Annotated in this window: 1 protein-coding gene; it reads left to right on the forward strand. The window is 65.5% G+C overall.

Translation table 11 applies throughout. The features are described 5' to 3' along the window. The first annotated feature begins 107 nt into the window (after positions 1–107). Positions 108–1577: an ISNCY family transposase gene (locus AX702_RS20935; protein ID WP_231729986.1), complete on the forward strand. Its 1470-nt coding sequence runs from the start codon at positions 108–110 to the stop codon at positions 1575–1577. The last annotated feature ends 163 nt before the right edge of the window (positions 1578–1740 follow it).

Below are 1740 nucleotides of genomic sequence, written 5' to 3' on the forward strand. Positions count from 1 at the left end.
TGTAGGCGCTAAGTAGAAATGACACTGCTCCGCTAGATAGAAAAGGCACACAGTGCCAGCGGGTCGCCGGTGTCATGGCCATCCTCGGCAGCGAGGATGTGCGAACGATGACGGTGCTGACGATGAGTACTGCCGAGGTGAGCCGGTTCGACACGCTGATGCGGCTCGACCGCGGTGAGATCCGGGTTGCAGACGCGATGGCGCTACTGAGCCTTGAGCGTCGACAGATCTACCGGTTGCTGGAGCGAGTTCGGCAGGACGGCGCAGCCGGGCTGATCTCGCGCAAGCGTGGCCGTCCGAGCAACCGGCGTTACGGCGATGCCTTTCGTGACCAGGTCGTCAGCCTCGTGCGCGAGCAGTATAACGGGTTCGGGCCCACGCTGGCGCGCGAGTATCTGGCCGAGCGGCACGGCATCCGGGTGTCGTGCGAGACGCTGCGGCAGATGATGATGGCAGCGGGGCTGTGGAAGGACCGCGCAGCGCGTCGCCCTCGCCCGCACCAGCCGCGTTACCGGCGGGACTGCCGCGGCGAGCTGATCCAGGTCGACGGGTCCAAACACTGGTGGTTCGAGGACCGGGGCCCGCAATGCACGCTGCTGGTCTATATCGACGATGCGACCAGCGAATTGATGCACCTGGAGATGGTAGAGAGCGAGAGCACCTTCGCCTACATGCGGGCCACGCGGACGTATATCGAGCGCCACGGAAAGCCGGTCGCCTTGTACTCCGACAAGCACAGCGCGTTTCGCAACAACACCGCTTCGGCGAACGGTGACGGCATGACCCATCTCGGGCGGGCGCTGCATGCGCTCAACATCGAGATCATCTGCGCCAACTCGCCGCAGGCCAAGGGGCGTGTCGAGCGGGCGAACGGCACGTTGCAGGACCGGCTGGTCAAGGCGATGCGACTGGAGGGCATCTCCACCATCGAGGAGGCCAATGCCTTTCTCCCCGCCTACATGGCCCGGCACAACCGGCAGTTCGCCAGGACGCCGTTCGACCCGCGCGATCTCCACCGCCCGCTGGCGCCGCACGAGAACATCGAGGCAGAGATGGTCTGGCGCGAGCAGCGCACGGTGACCGCGGCGCTGACGCTGCACTACAACAAGGCGCTGTTCATCCTGGAGCCGAACCGGGTCAGCCAGGCACTGGCGCGCAAGCGGGTAGATGTCTGCGAGTTCCCTGACGGGCGGATCGAGATCCGACACGACGGGCAGGCCTTGCCCTATCGCGTGTTCGACAAGATGCAGCGGGTGAACCAGGCAGCGGTGGTCGACAACAAGCATCTCGACGCGGCGCTGGCGATGGCGCGGCTCCTGCAGGAAACGGCACCACACCACCGCAAGCGGAACAACAACGAGCCGGCGCGGACCGCCCAGACTGGCGGTATGTTCGCCGCCTCGGCTGCTCCGACTGCATCGAAGGTGGATCGCCGCACGCTCTGCACGCCCAAGCTGAAGCGTGGACCGCGCCTTCCCAACACGGAACTCGTCGCGCGTGGACTGGCCGAATACGCGGGCCGAGATCGGAACACGCCGCCTCAGGAACCTGCCTCACTGCCTGCTGTTCTAGCGTGACCGGGCCCGCTGCTGGCGCAGCGGGTCCGTAGCCCTCTCAGAACTCACCGCATCAGCGGGGTCAGCGCTGCGCTTGTGGATGGCTCCACGCTGCCCCCGCTGCTACCAACGGTGTGTCAGTTCTATCTGGCGACGAATGTGTCTTCTCTAAGTGGCAGCAACA

The organism is Sphingomonas sp. CCH5-D11, assembly GCF_001557395.1.
Classification (GTDB): Bacteria; Pseudomonadota; Alphaproteobacteria; order Sphingomonadales; family Sphingomonadaceae; genus Sphingomonas.

Excerpts from the sequence above, each read along its gene's own strand:
- AX702_RS20935 (WP_231729986.1), top strand. The coding sequence starts at position 108 with ATGACGGTGCTGACGATGAGTACTGCCGAGGTGAGCCGGTTCGACACG.